Raw genomic sequence first — 4,974 nt, forward strand, 5'->3', positions numbered from 1 at the left:
GGCTTGAAGTAGTCGGTGCTGTGGAACTTCACACCCTTGCGCAGGTGGAAGGTGTAGGTCTTGCCGTCGTCGCCGATGTCCCAGCTTTCCGCCAGGGCCGGGATCGCCCGGGTGCCGCCGCGCTCGAACTGGACGAGGCGGTTGAACAGGGTGACCGAGGTCGCGTCGTAGTCGGTGCCGGTGGTGTACTGGGCGGGATCGAAGCCGGCCGGGCTGCCCTCCGAGCAGAACACCAGGTTGCTGGCGGCGTGGGAGAACGGGGAGCCGAGGATCAGACCGGCTGCCAGCCAGGCCCGAAGGGGAAGGATCTTACGCATGCAAACCTCATTTTTTCTTTTTCTAAGGGCATCGTCTGAGGATCGGCCTTATGGGCCATGGCAACTCTCGCCTTTCCATGGATGGCGGGTGACAGCCATGGACCCTGTGCGGCGACAGCGATCGTCCGTTTGTTGTTGGTCGACGATTCGCTGATGCCGAAATTAAGTCATGCTGAAATTGTGGTCAACGAAAATTAAGCACGACTAACATTTCTATTGCGAAAACGTTTGCCTGACAGGATGGGAAGGTGCGCTACGGACTGGCTCAGGGCGTCGGATGGTCGTCGAACAGGCCCATGGTGGTGATGGTCAGGACTTCCGCCACATCGCTGCCGACGTTGGCCAGGCAATGGGTCTTGGTCGCGTCGAAGTGCACCGAGTCGCCGGCGCCGAGGGGGTACTGGCGCCCCTCGATGGTGTAGACGATCTGCCCGGACAGGACGTAGGAGAACTCTGCGCCCTCATGGGAGATCAGCTCCGACTGGTAGCCCACCGGCATGTTCATCTTGACCGCATTGATCAGGTTGCCGGGGAAGGAGCTGGACAGGCGTTCGTAGGCCAGCGGCTGGCCCTCGATGGTGTAGCGTACCCGCTCGCCTTCGTGGGAGTCGGGCTGGGGTTGTGCCGGTTGGTCGAACAGGGCATTGAGCGGGATATTCAGCGACTTGGCGATGTTGGCCAGGGAAGAGATCGATACACCGGTGAGGTTGCGCTCCGCCTGGGAGAGGAAGCTCGCGGTGAGACCGGATTCGCTGGCGACTTGGTGCAGGGTCTTCTTGGCGGCGCGGCGATAGCGACGCAGGCGTTCGCCGATGCGGTCTACGGTCATTGGGGAGACTCTTGTTGAAAGGCGCAGTATACCCAGCGCGGGGCGTCAATAAAGTCTGACAGATGAACTACCCGAACCCCTATTTTTTAAGTGTGACTGAAAATTTGTTTTGACCTGAATTTAAGCTCGACTTAAATTTCAGCCCGGTCCAGACGAGGAGAACAACAAATGACCGTGGGTGTTGGCGGGAGTACCCCTGCGCAGGCGCTGGAGCGTCTGCGGAACATGATGGACGGCGCGCAGCCGATCGGCCTGGCGTCTTACCGTGCGCGAATCGCCGCGGCCCAGGCGTGGATGGGCGAGCATGGCATCGCCGCGGCGTACCTGCATGCAGGCAGCAACCTGCGTTACTTCAGCGGCGTGCAATGGCACCCCAGTGAACGTCTGGTGGGTGCGCTGCTGCCCGCCGAGGGCGCCCTCGAATACCTTGCGCCGGCCTTCGAGGAAGGGACGGTGCGCGACTTCCAGGTGGTCGACGGCGCCATCCACACCTGGGAGGAACACCAGGATCCCTACCGCCTGCTGCTCGATCGCCTGGAGGCGCTCGGCGTGGGTGAGCGCAGCACGGTCGTACTGTGTCCGAGCCTGCCGTTCGGCATGTTCGAGCGCTTGCGCCAACTGGCGCCGGGCAGGAACTTCGTCAGCGCCGCGCCGCTGATCGACCAGGGGCGGATGCGCAAGTCGGCCGAGGAGCTGGCGCTGATGCAGCGGGCCAAGGACATGACCCTGGAAGTGCAGAAGGCCGCGGCGAGCATTCTCCGCGAAGGCATCAGCACCACCGAAGTCGCCGAGTTCATCCACCAGGCGCACCGCAAGGTGGGCGCGCCCGGTTCGACCTTCTGCATCGTCCTGTTCGGTGCCGCGAGTGCCTTCCCGCATGGGGTGAAGCATGCGCAGGTGCTGAAGGATGGCGACATGGTGCTGATCGATACCGGCTGCCAGGTCCACGGCTACCAGTCGGATATCACCCGCAGCTATGTGTTCGGCACGCCCAGCGCACGCCAGCGCGAATTCTGGGGGATGGAGCGCGACGCCCAACTGGCGGCCTTCGAGGCCGCGCGTCTGGGCCAGCCCTGCGAGGCGGTGGACGCCGCCGCGCGGCGTTCGCTGGAGGCCAACGGCCTGGGGCCGGACTACCGCCTGCCTGGCCTGCCGCACCGCACCGGGCATGGCATCGGCATGGACGTCCACGAAGGCCCGTACCTGGTGCGTGGCGATCGCACGCCGCTGGATGTCGGCATGTGCTTCAGCAACGAACCGATGATCTGCGTGCCCGGCGAGTTCGGCATTCGCCTGGAGGATCACTTCTACATGACGGAGGAAGGACCGCGCTGGTTCACCCAACCGAGCCCGTCCATCGACGATCCCTTCGGCCTCGGCGGCTGAGCCGGCCGAACGATAACGCCGCACGCGGCAAGGCAAGGGCCAGGGCTTCCCGCGTGCGGCGCAGCGATCAGTCCAGCTTCACCCGCGAAAAGTCCCGCGCCGACATCGGGCTCATGCGGTAGCCGCTGACGTTCTTGCGTTGTGCGTCGAACATCAACGGATGCGCCAGCGGCAACCAGGGCATCTGCTCGTGGAAGATCCGCTGCGCTTCCTTGTACAACGCTACCCGTTGGCTCTCGTCGTTGCTCATGCGCGCCTTGCGGATGGCTTCGTCGAAGCCCTTGTCGCACCAGCGCGCGCGATTTTCCCCGGACTCCACCGAGGCGCAGCCGAGGTTGTGGGTGAGGAAGTTGTCCGGGTCGCCGTTATCGCCGATCCAGCTGTAGAGCATCATGTCGTGTTCGCCGGCCTTGGTGCGCTTGACCATCTCGCCCCACTCGAACTGGCGGATGTTCACCCGGATGCCGATGGCGGCCAGGTCGGACTGGATCAGTTGCGCCACTCGCGCCGGGTTGCCGCCGGGGCCGCTGCCAGTGCTGATGTAGAGGTTCAGGGGTGTGTCCGGGGCGACGCCGGCTTCCTTCAGCAGGGCCTTGGCCCGTTCGGGGTCGTAGGGCCAGTCGCGGATGCTGTCGTCGTAGCCGAGCAGCATCGGCGGGTAGGGGCCGATGGCCGGGCGGGCCTGGTCGCCGAAGACGATCTTCAGGTAGGACGACTTGTTGAAGCCCATGGCGATCGCCCGGCGCACGCGCGGATCGTCGAACGGTTCGTGCCGGGTGTTGATCGCGGCGTGGGAGGTGATCATCGCCGCTTCTTCCAGCACCGTCAGTTGCGGGTCCTGGCGCAACGCGGCGACGTCTTCCGGCTTGGGCGTCAGGGCGATCTGGCATTCGTTGCGGCGCAGGCGCTGCACGCGCACGTTGGGGTCGAGGGTGATCGCCAGCACCAGGTGGTCGATGGCCGGCTTGCCCTTCCAGTAGTCGGGGTTGGCCGCGTAGCGCACCTGGGCATCCTTGCGGTAGCGGGTGAAGACGAACGGGCCGGTGCCGATCGGCTTGCTGTTGAGTTCGTCGCCCTTGCCCCTGGCGATCAGTTGGCCGGCATATTCGGCGGAGAGGATCGAGCCGAACGGCATGGCCAGGTCGGCGAGGAACGGCGCCTCCGGGTGCTTGAGGACGAAGCGCACCTGGTGCTCGTCGATCTTCTCGATGCGCTCGATGATGTCGCGCAATTGCATGGCGTCGGCGTAGGGGTAGCCGCTGGGCGAAAGGTCGTGGGCGGGGTGCTGCGGATCGAGCATGCGCTGGAAGCTGAACAGCACGTCGTCGGCGTTGAACTCGCGGCTTGGCTTGAAGTACTCGGTGCTGTGGAATTTCACGCCCTGGCGCAGGCGGAAGGTGTAGACGAGGCCGTCAGCGGAGACGTCCCAGCTTTCCGCCAGGGCCGGGATCACCGTGGTGCTGCCCGGAGCGAACGCGGCCAGCGCGTTGTACAGCGGATGGGCTGAGGCGTCGAAGGTGTAGCCGGAGGTATAGCGGGCCGGATCGAACCCTTCCGGCGCCGCTTCGGTGCACACCGCCAGGGTCTTCGGCTGGGCCTGGATGGCGGCGCTGGCGGCGAAGGCGAGTAGCAGCAGGCTGTAGCGCAGGGCAGAGCGTGGTCGCATGGATGACTCCTCTGGAGCGGGACGGCCGGGTCGGCCGCCCTGGGGAGAGGCGCCGCCTCGTTCGTGGCGGGGCGGCGCGGCTGGCAGGCGAAGCTACTTGCCGACGCTGACCTCGTAGAACGAGTTCAGGCCGAACGGGCTGATCCTGAAGTCGTGTACCGTCTTGCGCATCGGCTGGTACACGGTGGAGTGGGCGATCGGGGTGATCGGCACCTGTTCCTTGAGGATGTGCTGGGCCTGCTTGTACAGCTCGGTGCGCTTGCCCTGGTCGGTGGTGCGCTTGGCATCCTTGACCAGCTTGTCGTAGCCGGCGTCGCACCATTTGGAGAAGTTGTTGCCGTCCACTGCGTCGCAGCCGTAGAGGGTGCCGAGCCAGTTGTCCGGGTCGCCGTTGTCGCCGCTCCAGCCGATCAGCATGGCGTCATGCTCGCCGCCCTTGGCGCGCTTGATGTATTCGCCCCATTCGTAGGTGACGATCTTCGCCTTGATACCGATCTTCGCCCAATCGTTCTGCAGCATTTCCGCCATCAGCTTGGCGTTGGGGTTGTAGGGACGTTGTACCGGCATGGCCCACAGGGTGATCTCGGTGCCTTCGGCGACGCCGGCCTTCTTCAGCAGCTCCCTGGCCTTGGCCGGATCGTAGGGCGCGTCCTTGATGGTCTCGTCGTAGGACCACTGGGTCGGCGGCATGCCGTTGCTCGCCAACTGGCCGGCGCCCTGGTAGACGGCGTCGATGATGGCCTTCTTGTTCACCGCCATGTCCAGCGCCTGGCGTA

Annotated in this window: 4 protein-coding genes and 1 pseudogene; 1 reads left to right on the plus strand and 4 read right to left on the minus strand. The window is 64.9% G+C overall.

What is annotated here, in order from left to right; all coding sequences use genetic code 11:
- Together HMPREF2924_RS30770 and psdR are read right to left on the minus strand one after the other, a co-directional pair.
- Positions 1-317, minus strand: a pseudogene (locus tag HMPREF2924_RS30770) (ABC transporter substrate-binding protein); the annotation flags it as partial.
- Positions 318-582: 265 nt separating this feature from the next.
- Positions 583-1,146, minus strand: coding sequence for a transcriptional regulator PsdR (psdR, locus tag HMPREF2924_RS30775; RefSeq protein ID WP_003094433.1), 564 nt, complete (start codon positions 1,144-1,146; stop codon positions 583-585).
- Between the two features lie 168 nt (positions 1,147-1,314).
- Here psdR and mdpA point away from each other — a divergent pair, with 168 nt between their 5' ends.
- Entirely contained in the window at positions 1,315-2,532 is a 1,218-nt protein-coding gene (gene mdpA, locus HMPREF2924_RS30780; protein WP_003134849.1) for a metallopeptidase MdpA, read from the plus strand.
- A gap of 67 nt (positions 2,533-2,599) precedes the next feature.
- Here mdpA and HMPREF2924_RS30785 read toward each other — a convergent pair whose 3' ends face one another.
- Both HMPREF2924_RS30785 and HMPREF2924_RS30790 read right to left on the minus strand, forming a co-directional pair.
- Positions 2,600-4,198, minus strand: a complete 1,599-nt coding sequence (locus tag HMPREF2924_RS30785; RefSeq protein WP_023094994.1) for an ABC transporter substrate-binding protein — start codon at positions 4,196-4,198, stop codon at positions 2,600-2,602.
- A gap of 93 nt (positions 4,199-4,291) precedes the next feature.
- Positions 4,292-4,974 (minus strand): ABC transporter substrate-binding protein (locus HMPREF2924_RS30790; protein ID WP_256553564.1); only part of this gene is annotated, 683 nt, incomplete at its 5' end.

It is taken from the genome of Pseudomonas sp. HMSC063H08, from assembly GCF_001813645.1.
Taxonomy (GTDB): domain Bacteria; phylum Pseudomonadota; class Gammaproteobacteria; order Pseudomonadales; family Pseudomonadaceae; genus Pseudomonas; species Pseudomonas aeruginosa.